The organism is Curtobacterium sp. KBS0715 (assembly GCF_005938005.2).
GTDB classification, from domain to species: domain Bacteria; phylum Actinomycetota; class Actinomycetes; order Actinomycetales; family Microbacteriaceae; genus Curtobacterium; species Curtobacterium flaccumfaciens.
Genome location: NZ_VCCA02000001.1, coordinates 458,848 through 481,174, shown reverse-complemented (window position 1 = coordinate 481,174; position 22,327 = coordinate 458,848). Strand labels below are relative to the sequence as shown.

24 protein-coding genes are annotated in these 22,327 nt (G+C 71.7%); 18 read left to right on the top strand and 6 right to left on the bottom strand.

Annotation, left to right across the window (positions count from 1 at the left end):
• The first annotated feature begins 7 nt into the window (after positions 1 to 7).
• Genes FFG40_RS02370 through FFG40_RS02350 form a run of 5 tightly spaced genes read left to right on the top strand, consistent with a single transcriptional unit; the run spans position 8 to position 4,581 of the window.
• A complete protein-coding gene (locus FFG40_RS02370; protein WP_138802110.1) occupies positions 8 to 985 on the top strand; it encodes a carbohydrate ABC transporter permease in 978 nt (325 codons plus the stop codon).
• Entirely contained in the window at positions 982 to 1,842 is an 861-nt protein-coding gene (locus FFG40_RS02365) for a carbohydrate ABC transporter permease (RefSeq protein WP_260678769.1), read from the top strand. The genes FFG40_RS02370 and FFG40_RS02365 overlap by 4 nt, the downstream gene beginning before the upstream one ends.
• On the top strand, positions 1,839 to 2,612 hold the full coding sequence (locus FFG40_RS02360) for a hypothetical protein (protein WP_138802109.1): 774 nt from the start codon (positions 1,839 to 1,841) through the stop codon (positions 2,610 to 2,612). Before FFG40_RS02365 ends, FFG40_RS02360 begins: the two co-directional genes overlap by 4 nt.
• A gap of 34 nt (positions 2,613 to 2,646) precedes the next feature.
• Entirely contained in the window at positions 2,647 to 2,841 is a 195-nt protein-coding gene (locus FFG40_RS02355) for a hypothetical protein (protein WP_017887924.1), read from the top strand.
• Positions 2,842 to 2,895: 54 nt separating this feature from the next.
• Positions 2,896 to 4,581: a bifunctional 3'-5' exonuclease/DNA polymerase gene (locus FFG40_RS02350; protein WP_138802108.1), complete on the top strand. Its 1,686-nt coding sequence runs from the start codon at positions 2,896 to 2,898 to the stop codon at positions 4,579 to 4,581.
• A gap of 73 nt (positions 4,582 to 4,654) precedes the next feature.
• On the opposite strand, the gene FFG40_RS02345 is transcribed toward FFG40_RS02350, so the two are convergent.
• Entirely contained in the window at positions 4,655 to 5,200 is a 546-nt protein-coding gene (locus tag FFG40_RS02345) for a hypothetical protein (protein ID WP_138802107.1), read from the bottom strand.
• A 103-nt stretch (positions 5,201 to 5,303) separates the two neighbouring features.
• On the opposite strand from FFG40_RS02345, the gene FFG40_RS02340 reads away from it, so the two are divergent.
• From FFG40_RS02340 to FFG40_RS02315, 6 genes are all read left to right on the top strand, one after another.
• Positions 5,304 to 6,122 carry a phosphatase PAP2 family protein gene (locus FFG40_RS02340; RefSeq protein WP_138802106.1) on the top strand — a complete coding sequence of 273 codons (819 nt, stop codon included), beginning with the start codon at positions 5,304 to 5,306 and terminating at the stop codon, positions 6,120 to 6,122.
• A 123-nt stretch (positions 6,123 to 6,245) separates the two neighbouring features.
• Entirely contained in the window at positions 6,246 to 7,826 is a 1,581-nt protein-coding gene (locus FFG40_RS02335; RefSeq protein WP_138802105.1) for a serine/threonine-protein kinase, read from the top strand.
• A 72-nt stretch (positions 7,827 to 7,898) separates the two neighbouring features.
• Entirely contained in the window at positions 7,899 to 11,051 is a 3,153-nt protein-coding gene (locus tag FFG40_RS02330; RefSeq protein WP_260678768.1) for a GH92 family glycosyl hydrolase, read from the top strand.
• 34 nt (positions 11,052 to 11,085) lie between these two features.
• Complete coding sequence (locus FFG40_RS02325; protein WP_138802104.1) at positions 11,086 to 11,316, top strand: hypothetical protein; 231 nt, start codon at positions 11,086 to 11,088, stop codon at positions 11,314 to 11,316.
• Positions 11,317 to 11,380: 64 nt separating this feature from the next.
• On the top strand, positions 11,381 to 11,593 hold the full coding sequence (locus FFG40_RS02320; RefSeq protein WP_138802103.1) for a hypothetical protein: 213 nt from the start codon (positions 11,381 to 11,383) through the stop codon (positions 11,591 to 11,593).
• A 72-nt stretch (positions 11,594 to 11,665) separates the two neighbouring features.
• A complete protein-coding gene (locus tag FFG40_RS02315) occupies positions 11,666 to 12,211 on the top strand; it encodes a hypothetical protein (protein ID WP_027466807.1) in 546 nt (181 codons plus the stop codon).
• A gap of 81 nt (positions 12,212 to 12,292) precedes the next feature.
• Here FFG40_RS02315 and FFG40_RS02310 read toward each other — a convergent pair whose 3' ends face one another.
• From FFG40_RS02310 to FFG40_RS02295, 4 genes are read right to left on the bottom strand one after another with little or no spacing between them, the layout of a single operon-like run.
• Entirely contained in the window at positions 12,293 to 12,838 is a 546-nt protein-coding gene (locus FFG40_RS02310; protein WP_138802102.1) for a GNAT family N-acetyltransferase, read from the bottom strand.
• Positions 12,839 to 12,875: 37 nt separating this feature from the next.
• Complete coding sequence (locus tag FFG40_RS02305) at positions 12,876 to 13,814, bottom strand: aldo/keto reductase family oxidoreductase (RefSeq protein ID WP_138802101.1); 939 nt, start codon at positions 13,812 to 13,814, stop codon at positions 12,876 to 12,878.
• A gap of 51 nt (positions 13,815 to 13,865) precedes the next feature.
• Positions 13,866 to 14,486, bottom strand: coding sequence for a CG0192-related protein (locus tag FFG40_RS02300; protein WP_138802100.1), 621 nt, complete (start codon positions 14,484 to 14,486; stop codon positions 13,866 to 13,868).
• A 49-nt stretch (positions 14,487 to 14,535) separates the two neighbouring features.
• Positions 14,536 to 15,291, bottom strand: a complete 756-nt coding sequence (locus tag FFG40_RS02295; protein ID WP_138802099.1) for an SDR family NAD(P)-dependent oxidoreductase — start codon at positions 15,289 to 15,291, stop codon at positions 14,536 to 14,538.
• 34 nt (positions 15,292 to 15,325) lie between these two features.
• Between FFG40_RS02295 and FFG40_RS02290 the strand changes: the two genes are divergently transcribed.
• A complete protein-coding gene (locus FFG40_RS02290) occupies positions 15,326 to 16,147 on the top strand; it encodes a putative RNA methyltransferase (RefSeq protein WP_138802098.1) in 822 nt (273 codons plus the stop codon).
• Positions 16,148 to 16,166: 19 nt separating this feature from the next.
• Here FFG40_RS02290 and FFG40_RS02285 read toward each other — a convergent pair whose 3' ends face one another.
• Positions 16,167 to 16,586, bottom strand: a complete 420-nt coding sequence (locus FFG40_RS02285) for a VOC family protein (protein WP_138802097.1) — start codon at positions 16,584 to 16,586, stop codon at positions 16,167 to 16,169.
• 62 nt (positions 16,587 to 16,648) lie between these two features.
• Between FFG40_RS02285 and FFG40_RS02280 the strand changes: the two genes are divergently transcribed.
• The 6 genes from FFG40_RS02280 (at position 16,649) to kdpC (ending at position 22,314) form a co-directional block, all read left to right on the top strand.
• Entirely contained in the window at positions 16,649 to 17,593 is a 945-nt protein-coding gene (locus tag FFG40_RS02280) for a YafY family protein (protein ID WP_138802096.1), read from the top strand.
• Between the two features lie 117 nt (positions 17,594 to 17,710).
• On the top strand, positions 17,711 to 17,848 hold the full coding sequence (locus tag FFG40_RS16960; RefSeq protein ID WP_155896901.1) for a hypothetical protein: 138 nt from the start codon (positions 17,711 to 17,713) through the stop codon (positions 17,846 to 17,848).
• Positions 17,845 to 17,934 carry a potassium-transporting ATPase subunit F gene (locus FFG40_RS02275; RefSeq protein WP_017887940.1) on the top strand — a complete coding sequence of 30 codons (90 nt, stop codon included), beginning with the start codon at positions 17,845 to 17,847 and terminating at the stop codon, positions 17,932 to 17,934. The genes FFG40_RS16960 and FFG40_RS02275 overlap by 4 nt, the downstream gene beginning before the upstream one ends.
• Positions 17,934 to 19,616 carry a potassium-transporting ATPase subunit KdpA gene (gene kdpA, locus FFG40_RS02270; RefSeq protein ID WP_138802095.1) on the top strand — a complete coding sequence of 561 codons (1,683 nt, stop codon included), beginning with the start codon at positions 17,934 to 17,936 and terminating at the stop codon, positions 19,614 to 19,616. The genes FFG40_RS02275 and kdpA overlap by 1 nt, the downstream gene beginning before the upstream one ends.
• Positions 19,613 to 21,712 carry a potassium-transporting ATPase subunit KdpB gene (gene kdpB, locus FFG40_RS02265; protein WP_138802094.1) on the top strand — a complete coding sequence of 700 codons (2,100 nt, stop codon included), beginning with the start codon at positions 19,613 to 19,615 and terminating at the stop codon, positions 21,710 to 21,712. The genes kdpA and kdpB overlap by 4 nt, the downstream gene beginning before the upstream one ends.
• Before the next feature lie 2 nt (positions 21,713 to 21,714).
• Positions 21,715 to 22,314, top strand: coding sequence for a K(+)-transporting ATPase subunit C (gene kdpC / locus FFG40_RS02260; protein WP_027466797.1), 600 nt, complete (start codon positions 21,715 to 21,717; stop codon positions 22,312 to 22,314).
• The last annotated feature ends 13 nt before the right edge of the window (positions 22,315 to 22,327 follow it).

Here is a 22,327-nt window from a genome sequence, read left to right as displayed (position 1 = left end):
CCCGCGCGTGACGATCAACACCGAGCGGCCCCCGGCCGCAGCCACCCCCGCCCGGACGACACGTTCGTCCGGGCGGGGCGCCCCCGCGCCGCGCGCCGACGGCGGCCGAGCGCCACGACGGACCGACGGCTGGTGGCCGTGGCTCTTCGTGCTCCCGCTGCTCCTCGGCGTCGGTACCTTCTACATCTGGCCGATCATCCAGACGTTCTGGTACTCGTTCACCAGCTGGGGCGTCTTCGGGGGCGCCACGTTCACCGGCGTCGCCAACTACGTCCGACTCGTCGGTGACCCGCAGCTCTACCAGTCGCTGCTCAACACGGTGATCTACACCGTGATCGTCCTCGCCGGGATCCCGATCGCGGTGTGGCTCGCCAGTCTGCTGAACACCCCGGGGCTGCGGTTCGCCCAGTTCTACCGGGTGCTCTTCTTCCTGCCGTACGTCGCCATGCCCGCGGCGATCGCCCTGGTCTGGCGCATCATGTACAACGGCGACTACGGCATCGTGAACTGGTTCCTCGGGAACTTCGGCATCGACGGTCCGTACTGGATCTCGACCCCCGGCTTCGCGCTGATCGCGGTGAGCCTGGTCGGCCTCTGGTCGTCCCTCGGGTTCTCGATGATCATCCTCGGCGCCGGGCTCAAGGACATCCCGCCGGAGCTCTACGAAGCCGCGGAGCTCGACGGCGCGAGCCGGTGGCGGCAGTTCCGCTCGGTCACCGTGCCGTTGCTCAGCCCGAGCATCTTCTTCGTGGTGATCGTCACGACGATCTCGAGCTTCCAGCTGTTCGACCTGCTGTACGCGATCCTCGGCAGCACCAACCCGGTGATCCCGAAGACGATGTCGCTCGTCTTCTACTTCTACAGTGCCGGGTTCATCGACAACGACAAGGGCTTCGCGGCCGCGATCGCGATGGTGATCTTCCTGCTCATCGGCATCGTCACGCTCGTGCAGTTCCGCGTCCAACGGAAGTGGGTGCAGGGATGACCGCCACCGTCACACCGCCTCGGACCACGCGTCGGCCCGGCCGTCGCGGCGGCAGCCACTGGTGGATCCACGTCGTGCTCGGCATCGGCGGGTTCGCGATGGCGTTCCCGTTCCTGTGGCAGATCATCATGTCGCTCTCCACGAACGCGCAGGTGCAGTCCGTCACGCCGGTCTTCTGGCCGGGGGAGCTGCAGTGGCAGAACTACGCGCAGGTCTTCGAACGCCTGCCGTTCCTCAGCCAGCTCGGCACGTCCGTGTACGTCACGATCATCCGCACGCTCGCGCAGATCGTCCTGTGCACGCTCGCCGGGTACGCCTTCGCCCGGATGCGGTTCCGCGGTCGGGCAGCCCTGCTCGCGATCGTGCTGTCGATCCTGCTCGTGCCCTCGCAGGTCTACCTGATCTCGCAGTACCAGATCGTGCAGGGGCTCGGCTGGCTCGACACCCTGATGGGGATCGTCGCACCCGGGCTGTTCAGCGCCTTCGGCACGTTCCTGATGCGGACCGCGTTCCTGAACATGCCGCCCGAGCTCGAGGAGGCAGCGCGGATGGACGGTGCGAACCCGTTCCAGACGTTCTGGCGGATCATGCTGCCCCTGGCCCGTCCCTCGATCAGCGTGCTCGCGATCACGACCGTGCTGTGGTCGTGGAACGAGCTGCTCTGGCCGCTCGTGGTCTCCACCCGCGCCGAGGACATGCCGCTCGCCGCCGGCCTCGCGACGCTGTCGAGCGACCGCACGATCGACTACCCGGTACTGATGGCCGCCAGCCTGATGGCGATGGCACCGGTGCTCATCATGTTCGTCGTGCTGCAGCGTCGGGTGATGGACGGGCTCGCGTCGTCCGGTCTGAAGTGACCACCGTGACCCCCGGCCGGGAGGCCCGTCCCGCGTCCGTCGCGGTCCTCGCCGCCGCCGTGGGGTCACCGGACGACTCCGCGACGGTGGCGGCCGCACTGGCCGCCACCGTCGCCGACGCCGGGTCCGCGGAGCGGGACGCGCGGCTGGTGGCGGCACTCCGCGCCGCGGTGCCGGACACCGCCGACGCCCTCGCGGAGCGTGGGCTCCCGCGCGCGCTCGCCGAGGCATCCGTCGCCGACGTCGACCGCAAGCTCGCGCGCTACGGGCTGCACGGCACCGGGGTGGAGTGGCTCGTCGCCGTGGCGACCGGGCGTGTGGTGGCCGTGGGGCGCCTCCAGTTCGAACTCGGCGACCACCTGGCGGACGGCACGCCGGCCTGGGGCGTGCACGTGCCGGAGACCGGGCCGCTCGACCCGGTGGCCTGCGACCGCTCGTTCGCCCGCGCACCCGATGTCCTGCGCGGCCTCGCACCGCAGCTCGCTGCGGACCGGTGGCAGTGCCGCTCGTGGATGCTCGATCCGGGCCTGCCGGCCGCGCTCGGCCCCGCTGCCAACGTCGTGCGCTTCGCCCGGCGCTTCCGTCTCGTCCCGCCGGGGGAGCACGATGCGACCGAGGGGGACGCCAGCGTCGCGAAGTTCGTCTTCGGGGTGCCACTGGCGACCGCACGGTCCGCGGTGCCGTCCGGTCGGTTGCGCGCGGCGGTGCTCGACCGGTGGGCGAGCGGTGGGCACTGGACCGAGCGGACCGGCACGGCACCGGTCGCGTGACCGCCCGCAGCTGCGGCCGCGTACCGTGCACGGCATGACGAAGCCCGACCACGACCACCTCGACGACGGCGTCGACATGACGTTCGAGGAACGCCGACAGGACACGTTCCGCCGCATGTCCGGATCCGACGAGCACGACGCCGACCCGCGGGTCGAGGTCTCCCGTGCCGAGGACGGCGACGTCCGCATCGACGTCGCCGACACCGCGGCGGTCCGACCCGGCGAGTGACACCCGTTCCGGCCCTGGTCCACCGGGGTCGGTGGGGCACGGCATGATCGTGTCGTGCACCTCGTCCTCCGCCGCGTCGACGGCGGCGTCCTCGCGACGCCCCTGACCGACGCGGGGACCGCCGGAGGCGAGCCGATCCGTCTGGACGAGCCGGGCCTCCCGGCCTTCGTCGCGGCCCACGACGCACCGGGCGTGCGCTGGGTGTGGGACGACACCGCCCGCTGGTACCCGGCCGTGCTCGCCGCTGGTGGGCGAGTCGGACGCTGCGTCGACCTGCGCCTCGGTCGTCGTGTCCTGCGGGCTGCGCTCGCGGCGCGGGGATCCGCGCTCGCCGCTCGACCGGCCGACGCCCTGGATGCCCCGGTCGCGGAACCCCGCGTGGTCCGGCCGACGCAGGCCCAGCTCTTCGACGACGCCCTGTTCACCGCCGCTGCGCCCGACGACGAGGTCGAGCCGGTGGCGGAGTTCCGGGCGCAGCTCGCCGCGGTGGCGGGGTCGAGCGCTCCGGGTGCGCTCCGCCTGCTGCTCACCGCGGAGTCGGCCGGTGCGCTCGTGGCGGCCGAGATGCTGCACGCCGGGCTGCCGTGGCGTGCCGACGTGCACGAGCGGCTGCTCGAGGACGCCCTCGGGCCGCGCGTGCCCTACGGGGTGCGACCGCGACGCCTCGAGGAGATCGCGGCCGTCGTGCGCGAGCGCCTCGACGACCCCGGTCTCAACCCGGACTCGCCCGCCGACGTCCTGAAGTCGTTGCGCCGTGCGGGCCTGATGGTCACGAGCACGCGGAAGTGGGAGCTGCAGGAGATCGAGCACCCCGTCATCGAGCCGCTGCTCGAGTACAAGCGCCTGGCGCGACTGCTCACCGCCAACGGCTGGACCTGGCTCGACGACTGGATCCGCGACGGACGGTTCCACCCGAAGTACGTGGTCGGCGGGGTGGTCACCGGGCGCTGGGCGGCCGACGGCGGGGGAGCGATGCAGTTGCCGAAGGGCATCCGCGGCGCGGTCATCGCCGACCCCGGGTGGAAGCTCGTCGTGGCGGACGCCGCGCAGCTGGAGCCCCGGGTGCTCGCCGCGATGTCCGGCGACCGGGCGATGGCCGCGGCCGGCGACGGGCGCGACCTGTACGACGGCGTGGTGGCCTCGGGGGCGGTCGAGACCCGGCAGCAGGCCAAGGTGGCGATGCTCGGTGCGATGTACGGGGCGACCCAGGGCGAGGGCGGTCGGCTCGTGCCACGCCTGGTCCGGGCGTTCCCGCAGGCGCTCGACATGGTGGAACGGGCCGCGCGTGCGGGGGAGCGCGGTGAGCCGGTGACGACGCTGCTCGGTCGGACGTCACCGGTGCCCGAGGACTCGTGGTTCGAGGCCCGGAACCAGGCGTACACGGTCGAGGGGACCCCGGCGATGCAGCGTGCGGTCGAGTCCCGTGCCCGGAGCTGGGGCCGGTTCACCCGGAACTTCGTGGTGCAGGGGACCGCGGCCGAGTGGGCGCTCGCATGGATGGGATCCCTGCGCTCGCGGTTGCTCGCGCGGTTCCCCGGAGCCGTGACGGACGGGCCGCACCTGGTGTTCTTCGTGCACGACGAGATCGTGGTGCACGCCCCGGCGGAGCACGCGGAGTGGGTGGCAGAGCAGATCCGGGAGGCTGCCGTCGATGCCGGACGGCTGTTGTTCCAGGACTTCCCGGTGACGTTCCCGCTGTCGGTCGGAGTGGTCGGGGCGTACTCGGAGGCGAAGGACTAGTCGGGCTGTCGCCGCAGCGCCTGGTCGGGTACCGCGTGCTCGAGGACGGCACGGGGCACCCGAGCGGGCACGGTCAGTAGAGCTGGCCGCGGTTGATCTGTGTCACGGTGTCGAGCGTCGCGACCGATCCGGGCCCCTGCTTCGGAGTGTGGTTCTGCTTGCCGCCGTACTTCCAGCCCCCGCGCGCCGTGTGACTCCCCATGTAGAACTTCCGCGAGAACGTGCCTCCGCTCGGGAACGTGTAGGTTCCGGCGGAGCCGTAGAAGCAGTTGTTCGTGTACGGCGTCGCAGCGGCTGCCCAGTACGCATCTCCGGACTTGCAGGTGTTCCGTACGGACACCTTCGCCTGTCGCTCAGCGGGAGGAACAGGTGCGACCGAGATGATCCTGCCGGTCTCCGCGTCGAGCCGAGTACTGACCGAGTTCGTCGCGACGTAGTCGAGGAGCGCCGCATGGTTCGTGAACTGCGGGAGCCCTTGCACGGTGATGCCGTCGAGCCCGTAGGTCTCGACGGCACTCGCAGTCGACGCGTTCGCTGGTGCCGTGATGCCAACACTGGCGACGGTTGCAAGGAGTACCCCGCCCGCGACGGTGATCCCTCGCCATTTCGTTGCTCGCATCTTCAACCTCCCTTTCGTGATGCCTGCAACGTAGCATTTCACATACCCGCGGGCGGAGCGTTCGGCCGGGACGGCTCCCGGCGGCTTCGGGCAGTGTGGACGGATGCACACCGAACACGGGGACGCCGCCGACCGTACCGTCGGCGAAGTCGACCTGACCCGTTGGCGCTCCCGTGCCGGCCGCAGCGTCGCCGGTGCGTGGACCGCGCTCGGCAAGCGCTTCGGTGCCATGCCCGTCCTGCTGCTGACCCTCGCCATCGGCCTGGGCGTCGCCGTCCTCGCCACGTGGATCGCCTCCGAGGTCTACGACGCCGTCCGTGAAGCCGACGACGTCGCGGTGCTCGACCGACCCGTCCTCGACTGGGCGCTCACACTCCGATCACCCACGGCGAACACGCTCGTCACCTGGTGGACCGACATCGCCGGCACGATCGGGATGCCGATCGTCGCGCTCGGGTTCCTGGTCGGCTTCACGATCCAGCGCCGTGCGTGGACGCCACTGGTGCTCCTGGTCGCCGCGAGCGGTGGTTCGCTGCTCATGACGATCGCGGGCAAGGACCTGATCGGTCGCGCCCGTCCGCCGCTGTCCGACGCGGTGCCGCCGTACGAGACGTCGCCGTCGTTCCCGTCGGGCCACACGCTCAACTCCACGGTGATCGTGGGCACCATCGTGTACCTGCTGCTCCTGCGGCAGTCGCGCGTCGTCACCCGGGTGTGGACGATCGTCGTGGGCACCCTGTTCGTGCTGTCGGTCGGGGCGTCGCGGGTGTTCCTCGGGCACCACTGGCTGACCGACGTCCTGGCGGCGTGGGCGCTCGGACTCGCGTGGCTCGCCCTCGTGATCACGGCGCACCGGTTGTACCTGACGGCGCTCCACCACGGTGCCGAGCCCGCGCCGGACGTCGACCGAATCACTTCGTGAGCAGAAGACGTCGGGTCGCTCGCCCGCACCCGACATCTTCTGCTCACGAAGTCGCCAGGCCCCGCGTCGCCGGCCGCCCCGAACGGCAGAGCGCCGTCAGCCGCGACCGGTAGGTTGCCGGGCATGGAAGAACGGGTCTTCGGCGGCAGGTACCGCGTCACGGGCACGCTCGGACACGGTGGCATGGCGTCCGTGTACCGGGCGGTCGACGAGCAACTCGGCCGCGAGGTCGCGGTCAAGGTGTTCCGCATCGGCCCCGTCGACCGCGGTGAGCGCGCCCGCGCCGAGGCGGAGATCCAGACCCTCGCGACGCTGCGCGCCCCCGAGCTCGTCACGCTTTACGACGCCGCCCTCGACGATGTCGACGGCGACTCGTACCTCGTCATGGAACTCGTGCCGGGCAGTGACCTGGCGACCCGTCTGCGCGAGGGCCCGCTCGACCCCGCGACCGCCGCCCGCCTGGGCGCGCAGGTCGCCGACGGTCTGGCCGCCGTGCACGCGCAGGGGATCGTCCACCGCGACGTGAAGCCCGCGAACGTCCTGCTCGAGAGCGACGGCCGGCACGTCAAGCTCGCCGACTTCGGGATCGCCCTGCTCCGCGACGCCTCACGGGTGACGGGGACGGGGACCGTGATGGGGACGGCCGCGTACCTGGCCCCGGAGCAGGTCCTGGCGAAGGAGATCACCGGCAAGGCCGACGTCTACTCGCTCGGCCTCGTGCTGCTCGAGTGCATGACCGGCCGTCAGCCGTTCCCGGGCAGTGCGGTCGAGTCGGCCACCGCCCGGCTGACCCGTTCGCCCGAGATCGACCGGCAGCTGCCCACGGCCTGGCGCACCCTGCTGCACGTGATGACGGCGCAGGACCCGGCGGAGCGACCGACGGCAGCCGAGGCGGCCGAGCGTCTGCGTGCGCTGGGCCGCGACGAGCCGACGAACGCGACGCAGCTGCTGCCCGGCGCGCCCGGTGCGGTGACGGCCGCGGCTGCCGGCGCTGCGGGGGCCGCGGTCGGCGCCGGTGCCGCCGCAGCGGCGAACGCCGACGACCGGACGCAGGCGATGCCGGCGAGCGAACTGCCGAACGGCGGCGCGCGTCCGGGCGACGACGCCACCCGCGTCCTCGACACCCAGCGCCCGAACCCCGCCGACGACGTCTCGACGACCGTCCTCGGCGCCCAGGCGGCCGACCGCGGCGCAGCGGGCCCGAGCGGGCCGACCCCGCCGCCGGTCACGCCCCGCCCGGGCCGGGGCGACCAGCCGGAGGACCAGCCGGAGAAGAAGAAGCGCGGACCACTCATCGCCGCGATCATCGTGATCGTCCTGGTGCTCATCGGCATCGGGGTCGCCGTGTTCGCCCTCAACGGCGACGACGACGGCACCCCGGCCCCGACGGACACCACCTCGACCGCGCCGACCGAGCAGCAGCCGTCCGAGGACCCGGGCGAGGAACAGCAGCCGAGCGAACCGGCCGAGCAGCAGCCCTCACAGGAGCAGCAGCCGTCGCAGCCCGCCGAGGAACCCAGCGAGCAGCCGAGCGAACCGACCCAGCCGGAGCAGCCCACGCAGGACCCGCCCGTCGGCCCGGAGCCGAGCACCCCGGCCTCGAACCCGGTGCAGGAGCCGCAGGACGGCACCGGTGCGGTCGACACCACGTCGGACACCGCTCCCGGCAAGTCCGGCAGCGCCCCGGGGCACAACAAGGGCTGACGACCAACACTGACGACCGGCACTGACACGCCGGGGTTTTCGTCCAGTCCCTGGAGCAAATAGGCTCGCCCCGTGCGAGAACTGCAACGGAGCGGTGGTCCGACGACGGCCGTGGCCGCTCGGAACGGTGTCGGCTTCGGTTCCGCGGAGGGCTGGCTCGTCGAACGACCAGCGGGCGCGTCGGCGGCCGAGGCGATCGTCCCCGGCTTCACCGGACGCACCATCGCCACCGGCGACGAGCTCTCCTGGGTCTGGTTCCCCGAGCGGACCCTGCCCGACGGGGCGTCGGAACCGACGGAGGCAGACCTGCCGCACTTCTGGGACGCCACGGCCTTCGCCGTCGACGTCGTCTTCACCGACGGCTCGCGGCTGCGTGACCACGTCGGGGTCCGCGACCAGTACGGCAACGCGGTCACCCCGGAGGCGCAGGACGCGGCCCGCAAGCAGTGGGTGGACCAGTGGAACCGTCGCGCGGTCGACCTCGCGCCGTTCGCGGGGCTGGTCGTCGACCGCCTGGAGGCCCGGCTCGGCTCCGACGCACCGGCTGCGGCCGCCGACGGCGAGCGTCCCGCACTGCGCGGCTGGCTCGACGCCGTCCGGATCGGTCCAGCGCGTCCGACCCCGACGACCCCGCTCGGCCACGTCCGGACGACCCGTGGCACCCAGGCGTCCTCCCGGTTCTCCCGCGGCAACAACGCCCCGCTCGTCGGTGTCCCGCACGGCGGGGTGTTCGGCCTGCCGATGACGGACGCCTCGAGCAACCGCTGGCCCTACGCGTACCAGGAGCACGACCGGCTCGACGACCAGGGGCGGCTCCGCCCGGCGATCCAGGCCTTCGCGACGAGTCACATCCCGTCGCCGTGGATGGGCGACCGCGGGGTGTTCCAGGTGATGCCCTCGCCACTCGACACCCCCGACGTCGACCGGTCCGCCCGCGCGCTCGGGTTCGACCACGAGGACGAGCAGGACGGCCCGCACCGCTACCGGGTCGCCCTCGACCACGGGGTGACGGCCGAGCTGACCGCGGGGGAGTTCGCCCTCGGGTTCCGGTTCACCGGCACCCGCAGCGTCGTGCTCGACCACCACGGCCGGGTGTCCGACGTCTCCGTGACGATCACCGACGGCACCGCCGTGGTCGAGGCCGTCCTCGACGACCGCCCCGGCACCCCGCCGCACCACCTGCACCTGCGAGTCGCGGGGGTCACCGCCGACCACACGACGATCGGCGAGCAGGAGCTGCGCGGCTGGCTGTCCGTGGGGGAACCCGGGGGCACCGGCGGCCCGGTCGACGTCCTGCTCGGCATCTCGACCGTCTCGATCGAGGACGCCCGCGCGAACCTCGACGACGCCGGCTCGTTCGACGCCATGTGCGCCCGTGCCGAGGAGCTGTGGACCGAGAAGCTCGCGACGCTGTCCTTCGACGGCGCGACCCCCGACCAGCTCACGAGCCTGTACTCCGGCCTGTACCGGCTGTTCCTCTACCCGAACCGTGCCGGGGAGACCGCCCTGACCGGCACCCCGCGGCACCGCTCCCCGTACGGCGACGTGCTGGCGGACCCGATCCGCGACGAGCCCGGGCCGGAGATCGTCGAGGGCCCGTTCACCACCACGAACGGCTTCTGGGACACCTACCGCACGGCCTGGCCGCTCCTCGGACTCCTGACCCCCGAGACCGCGGGTGAACTCGCGCAGGGCTTCGTCGAGCACCACCACGACGGTGGGTGGACGCCCCGCTGGAGTGCCCCCGGTGCCGAGGACTGCATGACCGGCACCACGAGCGACACCGTCTTCGCCGACCTGGCCGTGAAGGGCGTGCGCGGCTTCGACCTGGCCGAGGCGTACCGGAGCGCGGTGCGGAACGCGACCGTCCCGCCGCGTGACGAGCGCGTCGGACGCAAGGGGAGCCTCCCGGGTGCCTTCCGCGGCTACGTCGACACGGCGACCCACGAGGGGATGTCGTGGACCCTGGACGCGGCCATCAACGACTGGGGTCTGGCCGTGGTGGCGGGCCTGCTCGCGTCGCGGGCCCGGACGCCCGCCGACCTGTCCCGCTACGAGGCCGAGGCCGAGTGGTTCGCCCGTCGGTCCCTGCAGTACCGGCACGTCTTCGACTCCGAACGCGGGTTCTTCATCGGCCGCGACCCGGACGGCTCGTGGCGGGTCGGCACCGAGTTCGACCCGCGCGACTGGGGCGACGACTACACGGAGACGAACGCGTGGGGCACCGCGTTCACGGCGCCGCACGACGGCGCCGGCGTCGTCGACCTGCACGGCGGGCCGGAGCGCTTCGACGCCGCTCTCGACGCGTTCTTCGCGACCCCCGAGACCGGGGCCCTGGCGCGCTCCGGCTCGTACGGCTTCCCGATCCACGAGATGACCGAGGCCCGCGACGTCCGGATGGGCATGCTCGGGCTGTCGAACCAGCCCGCGCACCACATCCCCTTCTTCCCGATGTTCACCGGGCGGCACGACGACGCGCACCGCATCGTCCGCGAATCGCTCGAGCGCCTGTTCGTCGGGTCCGACCTCGGCCAGGGCTACCCCGGCGACGAGGACAACGGTGAGATGAGCGCCTGGTACGTCTTCGCGACCATCGGCCTGTACCCGCTGGCGCCGTCAACCGGTACCTACGTGCTCGTGCCGCCGTCGGTCCGCAGGACGGTGCTGCGACAGCCTGGAGGGACGGCCACAGTCATCGAGATCGCCGCCGGTACCGCAGGCGCGTACGTGGCGTCGGTGACGGTCGACGGCTCGCCCTGGACCTCGGTCACCATCCCGCACAGCGTGGTCGTGGCCGCGTCGCGGATCGAGTTCACACTGTCCGACGAACCGCAGGGATGGGCGTCGGACACCCGCCCCGTCTCGGCCTCCGACGTGCACGGCTACCGGGACGCCCCGGTGGACGTCCTGCCCGTCGGGGTCTCGGCGCTCACCGACGACACCGGCCGCACCGTCACGGCGCTCGCGGCGGGGGAGTCCGTGTCCTTCGACGTGTCGTGCCCCGCCGCCTCGCTGTACACCGTGACGGTGGCATCGCCGGGGTCCTACTCGTGGCAGGTCGGCCTCGACGACGCCGTCACCGCGGTCGACGGTGCGGAGTTCACGTGGGCCGGCCAGACCCGGGTGTTCCGCATCATCGGCGGGGGTTCGTCGTTCACGTTCACCGCCGGCACCGACCTGGGGCTGACGCAGCTCGAACTCATCGCGGCCGACGGACAGCGTTGACCCGGCGTTCACCGAGCGGGAGCATGCTCGCCCCATGTCGATGAGCGCACCGTTCGATCCCGAACAGCAGGGCCGGTCCATCCCCGTGGACGGCAGTGACGAGTCCGAGCTCGAGATGGAGGAGGACCGCGGCGCCGACGTCGGCGACGACTCCGCCGACCCGAGCGTCTCGCCCGTCAGCCACCACGACGAGGACGAGGCCGGCGGCGGCCCGGTGTTCCGGCGTCCGCACGCCGGTGAGCGGCTGCACCCGGACGCCCTCTGACCGTTCTGGCGTTCTTCCGGGGTTTCTTGGGCGATTGCCAAGCGGCTCGGGCATGCTCGTGCGCATGTCGATCGCGAACTCGTGGGACCCGTCCGGTGGCCGTGCAATCCCGGAGGACCAGGTCCGCCAGGACGGGCTCGAACTCGACGAGGACCCGGCGATGCTGGGGATCTCGTTCGACGTCGTGGGTGGCGCCTCGGCCGATCCCGCCGGGGTGTCCCCGGTCGACGTGAACGTGCCGACGCCGAGGTCTGCTGGCGCCGACTCCGACGACTAGCGCGCGCCCGGCTGTAGCGGCCGCGCGGTCCCATCCGACCGGTAGTATTCCGGAATGGTACCGACCGCGTACGTGGACGAATCCGAGCCCGGAGACGAACGTGACCCCGGCGCGTACATCCTCGGGGCGGTCACAGTTGCCGACAGCGATGCTGAGCGGTTCCGGGACTCGCTCTGCGCCATCAAGCCACGATCGGCGCGGAAGCTGCACTGGTCCGAGAGCGACGCCCGGCACCGCACCGGGATCGTCGGGATGCTGTGCGACCATCCGTTCGCAGCCATCGGGGTCGTGAGCGTGACCGACCCATCCGTCCGGAGCGAGCGTCGTCGCCGGCTCGCTCTTGAGCACTTGATCTTGGAACTCCGCGCGGGCGGTGTTGATCGAGTCGTCCTCGAATCTCGCGGGCCCTCGGACCGGAACGATCGTGCGCACCTCGACGCCTTGCGATCACGCAAGTTGGTGCACGGGTTGGCGTTCGAGCACCTGCCGGGTGGCCGCGAGCCACTTCTCTGGGCGGCGGACGCGGTGTGCGGCGTGGTCGCGCTGGCTCGGCGAGGGGAAACGGCCTACCTCGAGCAGCTGGGCCATGTGCTGAGCGTCCACGAACACCGTCGGTGAACGCGCGAATCCCCGGGCCCCGCTATACCGCAGGAGCTCCCGGGGATCACTTCCGCACCCACCTCGATGGGGCGACTGGTCTCAGTGTGACATATCAGGCGGGATGGCGGAAGGGTCGAGGACCCGGTACTTGAACCCGACGTGGGAGCCGGTGAAGCCGAGGCGCTCGTAGAACCGGTGCGCATCCGTCCGTGCAGCGTCGGACGTGAGCTGCACGAGCGGGGTCCCGAGGGCCGGCGCAGCGACGTCGGTCACCCAGCGCATCAGGGCACTCCCGATGCCGCCGGAGCGTAGAGCACTGCTGACCCGCACCGCCTCGACGAGCAGTCGGGTGGCACCACGACGAGCCATGCCGGGGATCCGGGTGAGCTGCAGCGTCCCGACGAGCTGCCCGTCGGGGTCCTCGGCGACGAGCAGCGCGTTCGCCGGGTCGTCCACGATCGACCGGAGTGCCTCGGCGTACTGCGGGCGGTCCGCCGGTGCGGCGACGTCTCCACGCGCGGCGCTGATCGGGTCGTCGGACAACAGCGTCATGAGTGCGTCGAGGTCCGCTTCCGTGGCGTTCCGCAGCGTCACCTCGCCGGAGCGTGTGGTCAGGCGGTCGGGCAGGGCGAGATCGTGGAGCACGACCCCACCCTGCCCGACCCGACCGGGCCGTTCCTGCTCAGGGAACGGTGTGTCCGGCCGCGGTGAAGATCCGGTACCACTCCTCGCGCGACAGCTCGACGTCCGAGCCGGCGGCCGAGTCCCGCACACGCTGCGGGTTCGTCGTGCCGAGGACGACCTGGAAGTGCGCGGGGTGGCGGGTGATCCACGCGACGGCGATGCCGGTCGGGGTGACACCGTGCGCCGCTGCGACCTCCTCGAGCACGTCGTTCAGCTCGGCGTACTGCTCACGGTCGCCCAGGAAGACGCCGTCGAAGAAGCCCTTCTGGAACGGCGACCAGGCCTGGAGCGTGATGTCGTTGATGCGTGAGTAGTTGAGGATGTCGTTGTCGCGATCGACCGACTGCTCGAGGCCACCCATGTTCGCTGTCAGACCCTGCGAGATCACGTTGGCGTGCGTGATGCTGAGCTGCACCTGGTTGAACGCGAGCGGCTGGCGGACGTGCTTCTTGAGCAGGTCGACCTGGCCGGGGGTGTGGTTCGAGACGCCGAAGTGGTGCACCTTGCCGGCGGCGTGCAGCTCGTCGAAGGCCTTCGCGACCTCTTCCGGCTCGACCAGGGCGTCGGGGCGGTGCAGCAGCAGGACGTCGACGTACTCGGTCTGCAGCGCCTCGAGCGACTCGTGCACGGACTCGAGGATGTGCTCGTACGAGAAGTCGAAGTAGGCGCCCTTCGGCGTCGGTCGGATGCCGACCTTGGTCTGCAGCACGATCTCGGCGCGTTCCGCGGGCGACAGCGTGACCGCCGCGCCGAACCGCTGCTCGCAGCCGTGCCATTCGCCGTACACCGCGGCGTGGTCGAACATGTTCACGCCCGCATCGCGCGAGGCCCTGTAGAGCGAACGGATGTCCTCGTCGCTCATGTCGTTGATCCGCATCAGTCCGACGACGACGTCGGAAGCGGTGAGGTCTGTCTGTGGCAACTCCAGTGTCTTCACGCCCTCGATCCTGCCAGCCGGTCCCCGGTGCAGGCAGGCCCTGCCAGTACCTCAGGCGCGTTCGGGCAGCAGGACGGCGAGCACCTCGGAGCCGTCCGTCCACGTCCCGGTCAGCGTCTCGCCCTCGGGCAGGGCCGTACCGACGACCCGAGCGATGACGATCGTGCCGTGGTCGGTCACGATCGACGTCAGGGCGTCCGCAGTGGTCGCTCGCACCGAGGCGATCGCGGGGGAGTCGGATGCGGAGCCACTCCCGCGGGCCCAGGCGTCCTTCGGCCGCTGTCCGGCACCGTTGGCCAACTCGAGCGAGGCTTCGTGCCCGCCGGTGACGATCGCCCGGCGCAGGACGTCGGCATGGACCGGATCGCCCACGGCGTCGTACACCCACCGTCGCCCGAGCACGGAGTGGTCCATCTCGGTGACCAGGAACGCGTCGGCGCCGGGCAGTGGTGCATCCCGGTAGGTCAGTGGCGCCTGCAGGACCCGGCCGTCGTCGGTGCGGACGAGGAGCACCTCGATGCCGACCTCGCCAGCGGGGTCGTCGAACCGGAACTGCCCGACGACCTCGAGCGGCGCTCCCGCGACGACGCCGCTCCACGCCTGGTCGGGCAGCCAGGCGGCGAGCGCCTCGGCCTTGGAGGGGCGGAGCGTTGCCTGCTCGATGACTGCCATGTCCTGACCGTACTGCCGCGCAGCACACTGCCGTCGGCGGCCCTCGGGGTCAGTGGACGGAGAACCCGCCGTCCACCGCGATGGACTGCCCGGTGACGTAGGCCGACCCGGGTCCGGCGAGGAACACCGCCGCCGCGGCGAAGTCCGACGCCAGCCCGTTCCGGCCGACCAGCGTCCGTGCGGCGAGGGCCGCCACCGTCGCCGGGTCGGAACCCAGCCGCTCGTTGAGCGGGGTGCGCACGAAACCGGGGACGAGGACGTTGGAGGTGACCCCCTGCGCGGACCAGGCCTCTGCCTGGGACCGGGCCAGCGCCTCCAGGCCGGCCTTGGAGACCCCGTACGCGCCGCTGGCGGCGAAGGGGCGGTGGGCCTGCTGCGAACTGATCGACACGATCCGTCCGTACCCACGGGTCGCCATGCCGGGTGCGAGCCGCTGCCCGAGCACGAACGGCGCGTCGAGGTTGACGGCCATCGTGGCGTCCCAGGTGGCCTCGTCGAGTTCGGGCATCGGCGGCCGCAGGTTGATCCCGGCGGAGTTCACCAGCACGTCGACGTCGCCGACGGAGTCCGCGAGTGCGTGGGCTCCGGCGCGGGAGGACAGGTCCGCGACGATGCCGTCGGCCGAGCGGCCCGCCTGGCGGATGCCGGCGACGGTGGCGTCGATGGTCGCGGGCGTCCGGGCGGCGACGAGGACGTGGGCACCCGCGTCGGCGAGTGCGGTGGCGATCGCTCGGCCGATGCCGGAGCTGCCTCCCGTCACGAGTGCGGTGCGGCCGTCGAGGCCGAAGAGCTGCTGCAGCGACATCCGGTCAGGCTACCGAGGCCCGTACGCTGGGCCGGTGCGTGACGACCTGCTGCCGATGCTCGCCTGCCCCGTGTGCGCCGAGCCCCTCGGTCGCGTCGACGGCGGCCAGGTCGGCTGTCCGAACGGGCACCGGTTCGACGAGGCGAAGCAGGGCCACCTGACCCTCCTGCCCGCGAAGCGCCGCGCACTCACCGCGGACACTCCGGAGATGGTGGATGCGCGGCTGCGGTTCCTGGGGCGCGGCCACTACGCACCCGTCGAGCGGGCGCTCGCCGCGATCGTCGCGGACGCCACCGCGCCCGGCATCGTGCTCGACGTCGGTTCCGGTCCGGGGACCTACCTGGCGCACGCGCTGCGCGCGGCGGACGTCCCGGACGGGAGGCTCGGGGTCGCGTTGGACCTGTCGGCCGTCGCGATCCGGCGTGCGGCACGCGCCCACGAGCGCGCGGGGGCCGTCGTCGGGGACGTGACCGAGCGCCTCCCGGTCGTCGACGGGGCTGCCGCCGTCCTGCTCGACGTCTTCGCACCCCGCAACCAGACCGAGTACGCCCGCGTCCTGCACGCCGACGGCGTGCTCGCGGTGGTGACCCCGCGGACCGGCCACCTGGCGGAGCTCGCCGAGGCGACGATCAGCGTGGACCCGGAGAAGGAGCGCCGGCTGCACGACTCCCTGACGCCGTCGTTCGCGCTGCGGTCCTCCGAGGACCTGACGTGGACCATGGAGCTGTCGGCGGAGGACGTCCACGACGTGGTGCACATGGGGCCGAGTCACCACCACGTCGCGGCGGACACCGTGTTCGAGCCGGCGACGGTGACGGCCGCGGTCACCGTGTCGACGTGGACGCCGACGCGCTGACCGCGACCGTCAGGACCGACTAGTCGCCAGACGGGGCGACGTCGAGCTGCCAGACCACGCCGAAGCGGTCGCGCAGCTGCCCGGCCAACGGTGCCCAGGCCGAGGGTTCCAGGGGCTGCCGGATCTCGGCGCCGTCGGACAGTGCGGCCCAGTACCGCTGGATCTCGGCCGTGTCGTCGCCGTGCACGAACACGTAGAAGGCGTTCGATCCCTGGTCGTAGGGCTGTCCGGGCCAGACGTCGAAGGCCATGACGCGGAAGCCGGCGGCCGTGGAGACCTGACCGAACACGATCCGGTCCGCCCAGGCCGGGTCGTCCAGGGCGCCCATCTGGCCGTAGGTGGCGGCGGTGACCTCGCCGCCGAAGACCGATGCGTAGAAGTCGAGCGCCGCGCGGGCGTCGCCGTCGAAGTTGAGGTGGGTTGTCGTCTCGATGCTCATGGGACGAGGATGTCGGGCAATGCGGTCAGATCGTGTCCGCTTCTCGGACGAAGATGGACGTCATGGCCGGACCCTCCGCACGGATGCTCGCGCTGCTCTCCCTGCTCCAGGTGCACCGCGACTGGCCGGGGGACGAGCTCGCCGGGCGGCTCGACGTCAGTCCCCGCACCGTCCGCCGCGACGTCGATCGCCTCCGCGGGCTCGGGTACCGGGTCGAGGCGCTCCGCGGGCCGGCCGGCGGCTACCGGCTCGAGGCCGGATCCGAGCTGCCCCCGCTGCTCTTCGACGACGACCAGGCGGTGGCGATCGCCCTGGCGCTCGCCGTGGCGCCGGCCTCGGGGGCGGACGTCGCCGAGTCGGCGGCCCGTGCCCTGGCGACCGTTCGGCAGGTGATGCCCGCGCGGCTGCGGTCCCGGGTCGACGCGGTGCAGGCCGTGACCGCGACGAGCCGGACCACCACCGACCCGGAGGTCCTGGTGGCGGTGAGCGAGGCCGTCCACCTGCAGGAGGTGTTCCGCTTCGGGTACGGCGACGACGAGACCCCGCACCGGGTGGAACCGCACGCCGTCGTCGCCCGGAACGGTCGCTGGTACCTGCTCGACCGGGATGTCGACCGCGACGACTGGCGCACGCACCGCATCGACCGGATCACGCCCCGGATGCGCACCCGCGTCCCCTTCACGCCGCGACCGATCCCCGGTGGCGATGCGGCCGCGTTCGTGTCCGCGCGGTTCAAGGGGTCCGCGGTCGACGACGTGTGGCCGTGCACCGGTTCGGTGACCACGACGGCGGGCGATGCGCGGCGGATCGCGCCGTACCTGCCCGAGGACGCCGTGGTCGAGCAGCTCGAGGACGACCGGGCCCGAGTCACCCTCGGATCGTGGTCGTGGGACGGCCTCGCCGGAGTCGTCGCCGGGCTGGCCGTGCCGATCCGGGTCGAGGGGCCGGACGCGCTGCGCCGAGCCGTTCGCGACCTGTCGACCCGACTCGCGACCGCGGCCGACTGAGCCGCCTCGGTCACGCGCGTTAGGAGCGTGCATGCGTCCGCCAGGGCAGCGTCAGGGATCCGTTAGGACCGGTCTGGAGGCCCGGCGCAGGACCCAGCATCGGTCTCGGCACCACACATGGTGCCGTCCGCGTCACCCGGCGCGGACACCGCAGATCTTCTGGAGTCCCTCGTGTTCGACGTGTTCGTCGTCGCCGGTGTCCTCGCCGTGTTCGGCGTGGTGGCACTGATCGCCAAGGGGGTGGAACGGCTGTGATCGGCATCACCATCGCGGCCGCCGTCCTCGGCATCGCCGCAGTCGTGTACCTCGTCTGGGCGCTCGTGCGTCCGGAGCGCTTCTAGTGGGCGCCGCGGACGTCTGGGCGGGCATCGCCCAGGTCGCCACCCTCGTCCTGCTGCTCGTCGTCGCGTACCGCCCGCTCGGTGACTGGATGGCGAAGGTCTTCACGCCCGTCCGTCACAACCGGGTCGAGCGCGGGGTCTACCGGCTGATCGGGGTCGACCCGGACGCCGAGCAGTCCTGGCCCGTCTACCTGCGCGGCGTGCTGCTGTTCAGCGTCGCCGGGCTCCTGCTCGTCTACCTGCTGCAGCGCATCCAGGTCGTCCTGCCCGGCGACCTCGGGCTGCCCGCTGTCGGACCCTCGCTCGCGTTCAACACCGCGGCGTCGTTCGTGTCGAACACGAACTGGCAGTCGTACTCGCCCGAGGTCACCCTCGGCTACTCGGTGCAGATGGCCGGCCTGGCGGTGCAGAACTTCCTGTCCGCGGCCGTCGGTCTCTCGGTCGCCGTGGCCCTGGTGCGCGGGTTCGCCCGTCGCAAGTCCGGCACCCTCGGCAACGTGTGGGTGGACGTCGTCCGCGGTCTCGGCCGACTGCTGCTGCCCGGCGCGTTCGTCTTCGCGATCGTCCTCGTCGCCGGCGGGGTCGTCCAGTCGTGGGGGAGCGGTACCGACGTCACCACGCTCATCGGTGGCACGCAGCACATCCCCGACGGGTTCGTCGCCTCGCAGGAGGCGATCAAGGAACTCGGCACGAACGGTGGCGGCTACTTCAACGCCAACTCGGCGCACCCGTTCGAGAACCCGCAGGCGTGGACGAACCTCGTCGAGATCTTCCTGATGCTCGTCATCCCGTTCTCGCTCCCGCGCACGTTCGGGCGACTGGTCGGCGACGACCGCCAGGGGTACGCGATCCTCGCTGTGATGGGCGCGATCTTCCTCGTGTCGCTGTCGGTCATGTCGATCGCCGAGCTCGGCGGCGGCGGTGTCGCCACACACGCTGCCGGGGCCGCGATGGAGGGCAAGGAGAGCCGCTTCGGCATCCTCGGTTCGACGCTCTTCTCGACCGCGACCACCTCGACGTCCACCGGTGCGGTCAACGCGATGCACGACAGCTACACCCCGATCGGCGGGATGATGGCGCTCGTCAACATGATGCTCGGCGAGGTCACCCCCGGCGGCGTCGGCTCCGGCCTGTACGGCATGCTCGTGCTCGCCGTCATCACGGTGTTCATCGGCGGCCTGCTCGTCGGTCGCACGCCGGAGTACCTCGGCAAGAAGATCCGCGCCAAGGAGATGACCTTCGCGGCGCTGTACATCCTCGTCACGCCGACGCTCGTGCTCCTGGCCACCGGGCTCTCGCTCGTGATCCCCGGGGTGCGCGAACAGGTGCTCGGGACGTCGATCTTCAACCCCGGCAACCACGGGCTGACCGAGCTGCTCTACGCCTTCACCTCGGGTGCGAACAACAACGGCTCGGCCTTCGGCGGGCTCACCGCGAACACCACGTGGATGAACTCCTCGCTCGGCGTCGTGATGCTGCTCGGCCGCTTCGTGCCGATGGTGTTCGTCCTGGCGCTCGCCGGGTCCCTCGGCGCGCAGGACCGGGTGCCGGAGACCGCCGGCACGCTGCCCACCCACCGCCCGCTGTTCATCGGGCTGCTCGGCGGCGTCGCCGTCATCGTCACCGCACTCACCTACTTCCCGGTGCTCGCACTGGGGCCGCTCGCAGAAGGACTGTCATGACCACCCCCGTGACCACGGAGTCGGAACCGCGCACCGCCGTGGAACCGGCCACCCGCTCGTCCGCATTCGGACCCCGCCAACTGGTGGCGGGCCTCCCGGGCGCCCTGCGGAAACTCGATCCGCGACTCATGTGGCGGAACCCCGTCATGTTCATCGTCGAGGTCGGCGCAGCGCTGACGACGGCGGCCGCCGTCGTCGAGCCGTCCGCGTTCACGATCGCCATCGCCGTCTGGCTCTGGCTCACCGTCGTCTTCGCCAACCTGGCGGAGTCGGTGGCCGAGGGTCGCGGCAGGGCGCAGGCCGACACCCTGCGGAAGACCCGTTCGACCACGAGCGCCCGCCGGGTGCTCGGGTACGCGACGACCGACGCGGCTGCTACCGGCAACGAGACCGAGGAGGTCGCGTCCGTCGACCTGGCCAAGGGCGACGTGGTCGTGGTCGTCGCCGGCGAGGTCATCCCGGGCGACGGCGACGTCATCGACGGCATCGCGTCGGTCGACGAGTCGGCCGTCACGGGTGAGTCCGCACCGGTCATCCGCGAGTCCGGCGGTGACCGCAGTGCCGTCACCGGCGGCACCCGGGTGCTGTCGGACCGGATCGTCGTGCGCATCACCTCGACGCCGGGCGAGACCTTCATCGACCGGATGATCCGACTGGTCGAGGGTGCGGCACGGCAGAAGACGCCGAACGAGATCGCGCTGAACATCCTGCTCGCCTCGTTGTCGATCGTCTTCGTGATCGTCTGCCTGACGATGCAGCCCATCGCGGGGCTCGTCGGTGCGACGGTCAGCGTGCCGGTGCTCATCGCCCTGCTCGTCTGCCTCATCCCGACCACGATCGGAGCCCTGCTCTCCGCGATCGGCATCGCCGGCATGGACCGGCTCGTGCAGCACAACGTGCTGGCGATGTCGGGCCGTGCCGTCGAGGCCGCCGGGGACATCACGACGCTGCTGCTCGACAAGACCGGCACGATCACCTACGGCAACCGCCGGGCATCCCGCGTGGTGCCGGTGCCGGGCGTGAGCGAGGCTTCGCTGATGGAAGCGGCAGCCCTGTCGAGTGCTGCGGACTCGACCCCTGAGGGGCGCTCGATCGTCGACCTGGCGCGCGAGGACGGCGCCGCCGTCGGCCTGCCGGACGGCGCCGTCGAGGTGCCGTTCACGGCGCAGACCCGCATGTCGGGTCTCGACCTGCCCGATGGGTCGCAAATCCGGAAGGGTGCCGCTGCGGCAGTACTCGCCTGGGCGGACACCACCGAAGCCGGTGTCGTGTCGGCCATCGATGCGACCGTCGCGGAGATCTCCGACCAGGGCGGCACCCCGCTCGTCGTCGGTCGCCGCTCATCGTCGGGCGCGGTCACGCTGCTCGGTGTCGTGCACCTGAAGGACGTCGTCAAGGACGGCATGGCGTCGCGGTTCGCCGAGCTCCGGTCGATGGGCATCCGCACGGTGATGATCACGGGCGACAACCCGCGCACCGCGGCCGCCATCGCCCACGAGGCCGGCGTCGACGACTTCCTCGCCGAGGCCACCCCGGAGGACAAGCTCGCGTACATCAAGCGCGAGCAGGAGGGCGGCAACCTCGTCGCCATGACCGGTGACGGCACCAACGACGCCCCTGCCCTGGCGCAGGCGGACGTCGGCGTCGCGATGAACACCGGCACGACGGCGGCGAAGGAGGCGGGCAACATGGTCGACCTCGACTCCGACCCGACCAAGCTCATCGACGTCGTCCGCATCGGCAAGCAGCTGCTCATCACCCGCGGCGCCCTGACCACCTTCTCGATCGCCAACGACGTCGCGAAGTACTTCGCGATCATCCCGGCGATGTTCCAGGCGGCGTTCCCGGGGCTCGCGGCGCTCAACATCATGGGGCTGCACAGCCCGTCGTCCGCGATCCTGTCGGCGGTCATCTTCAACGCGCTGGTCATCGTGGCGCTCATCCCGCTGTCCCTGCGTGGCGTCAAGTACCGCGCGGCCGCAGCGTCGTCGATCCTCGGCCGCAACCTGCTCGTCTACGGGCTGGGCGGCGTGGTCGTCCCCTTCATCGGCATCAAACTGATCGACCTCGTGGTCGGTCTCATCCCGGGGTTCTAGTCATGGCATCTGCACGTTCCACCTTCCGTTCCGCCGGTGTGGCCATCCGCCTCACCCTCGTCGCCACCGTCGTCCTGGGCGTCGGATACCCGCTCGCCGTCTGGGGCGTCGGCCAGGCGGCGTTCCACGACCAGGCCAACGGCTCGATGGTCACGGACTCGTCCGGCAAGGTCGTCGGTTCCTCGTTGATCGGGCAGTCGTTCACGGGCAAGCAGGCCGACCGCTGGTTCCAGTCACGGCCGTCCGCCGCCGGGGACGGCTACGACGCGGGAGCGTCCTCCGGCTCGAACCTCGGGCCGAACAACGCCGACCTGCTCAAGGCCGTCGAGGAGCGTCGTGCGGCGCTGGCGAAGGCCGACGGGGTCTCCGCCGCGCAGGTGCCCGCCGACGCCGTGACCGCTTCCGGTTCGGGGCTCGACCCGGACATCAGCCCGGCCTACGCGTCCCAGCAGGTGGCCCGTGTGGCCTCGGCGCGCGGCCTGTCAGCGGACACCGTGCGGCAGCTGGTGGCGTCGCACACCGAGTCGCGGCAGCTCGGGTTCCTCGGTGAGCCCGTGGTGAACGTGCTCGCGCTGAACCTGGCGCTGGCGAAGGCGTCCTGAGCGTGGGTGACCC

Bases quoted from the DNA above. Each gene is read 5' to 3' on its own strand.
- FFG40_RS02365 (WP_260678769.1), top strand. From the start codon at position 982: ATGACCGCCACCGTCACACCGCCTCGGACCACGCGTCGGCCCGGCCGT.
- FFG40_RS02355 (WP_017887924.1), top strand. From the start codon at position 2,647: ATGACGAAGCCCGACCACGACCACCTCGACGACGGCGTCGACATGACG.
- FFG40_RS02345 (WP_138802107.1), bottom strand. From the start codon at position 5,200: ATGCGAGCAACGAAATGGCGAGGGATCACCGTCGCGGGCGGGGTACTC.
- FFG40_RS02340 (WP_138802106.1), top strand. From the start codon at position 5,304: ATGCACACCGAACACGGGGACGCCGCCGACCGTACCGTCGGCGAAGTC.
- FFG40_RS02335 (WP_138802105.1), top strand. From the start codon at position 6,246: ATGGAAGAACGGGTCTTCGGCGGCAGGTACCGCGTCACGGGCACGCTC.
- FFG40_RS02325 (WP_138802104.1), top strand. From the start codon at position 11,086: ATGTCGATGAGCGCACCGTTCGATCCCGAACAGCAGGGCCGGTCCATC.
- FFG40_RS02320 (WP_138802103.1), top strand. From the start codon at position 11,381: ATGTCGATCGCGAACTCGTGGGACCCGTCCGGTGGCCGTGCAATCCCG.
- FFG40_RS02300 (WP_138802100.1), bottom strand. From the start codon at position 14,486: ATGGCAGTCATCGAGCAGGCAACGCTCCGCCCCTCCAAGGCCGAGGCG.
- FFG40_RS02295 (WP_138802099.1), bottom strand. From the start codon at position 15,291: ATGTCGCTGCAGCAGCTCTTCGGCCTCGACGGCCGCACCGCACTCGTG.
- FFG40_RS02285 (WP_138802097.1), bottom strand. From the start codon at position 16,586: ATGAGCATCGAGACGACAACCCACCTCAACTTCGACGGCGACGCCCGC.
- FFG40_RS02280 (WP_138802096.1), top strand. From the start codon at position 16,649: ATGGCCGGACCCTCCGCACGGATGCTCGCGCTGCTCTCCCTGCTCCAG.
- FFG40_RS16960 (WP_155896901.1), top strand. From the start codon at position 17,711: ATGGTGCCGTCCGCGTCACCCGGCGCGGACACCGCAGATCTTCTGGAG.
- kdpB (WP_138802094.1), top strand. From the start codon at position 19,613: ATGACCACCCCCGTGACCACGGAGTCGGAACCGCGCACCGCCGTGGAA.
- kdpC (WP_027466797.1), top strand. From the start codon at position 21,715: ATGGCATCTGCACGTTCCACCTTCCGTTCCGCCGGTGTGGCCATCCGC.